Origin of the sequence: Bartonella sp. AC62GZZY (assembly GCF_042196525.1) — a bacterium.
Classification (GTDB): domain Bacteria; phylum Pseudomonadota; class Alphaproteobacteria; order Rhizobiales; family Rhizobiaceae; genus Bartonella.
On sequence record NZ_JBHIQN010000067.1, the window covers coordinates 1 to 807 of the forward strand.

The 807-nt window shown below is 40.9% G+C and carries 2 protein-coding genes; both read right to left on the reverse strand.

Annotated elements, in window-relative coordinates; translation table 11 throughout:
• The coding region (locus ACFIML_RS09175; RefSeq protein ID WP_375607621.1) for a YdaU family protein at positions 1-389 on the reverse strand (389 nt) is incomplete at its 3' end.
• On the reverse strand, positions 382-807 hold a 426-nt coding region (locus tag ACFIML_RS09180), incomplete at its 5' end, for a crossover junction endodeoxyribonuclease RuvC (protein WP_375607620.1). The genes ACFIML_RS09180 and ACFIML_RS09175, both read right to left, overlap by 8 nt.

The following is an 807-nucleotide window of genomic DNA, read 5'->3' on the forward strand; positions in this document are numbered from 1 at the left end:
TTTGCTTCAGCAAAATTATTAATATGTTGTTTTATATTATTTTTTGCTTTTGCACCTTTTTTACCAGCCTCACTACGAACTTGCGATATGTGCTCTTTTTTATCAGCAAAATCGTTCAGCTCTTCTTCAACGCGTGTATTCCACAATCCATTATCTGTCTCAACAAGTTTATCATTCCTCATTAAGTATTCGACAAGAGTTGCAAATTTTTTCTGCGAACAATTGCAAGCACGTGCAAGCGTTTCAAAATCTTCTTTAATTGGTGCTTTTTTATCGTACATGCGAACGAGAAGCGTCATATAAGCGCCCCTTTGCTCTAACGTCATTCCATCTGTACCACTTATCCAGTCATACAAATGGAATCTTATCCATGGCATACCATTAGACATGCGCATCCCCTTCTTTCATTAAATATAAAATTGCCAAAGCATCTGCTTCGTTGTCGTCACAAGGCGCGTGACCTTTTGCACGCATTGCCTTAATCATTTCTGCTTTTGAGGCATTTCCTTTGCCTGTCATTGCTTTCTTAATGGTACCAACGGGAATGCCTTCATACGGTATCTGATGATGTTCACACCACGCCGTTAATGTTGCTAGAAAGCCCCCATAAACATGAGAAGCGTCTGTACCCACATGCCGACGTACCTCTTCAAAATACACCGCATCAATTTCATCAACAGACCTCTTTAGTTCAGTAAGCCATTTCTTAAAGCGCAAGTAACGCATGCCACCGCCTTCAAAACGGCGTGATTGAAAATGTTCTGTATCACTTGTGATAAAACCATCTGCATCACGAAGCGCCCAGCC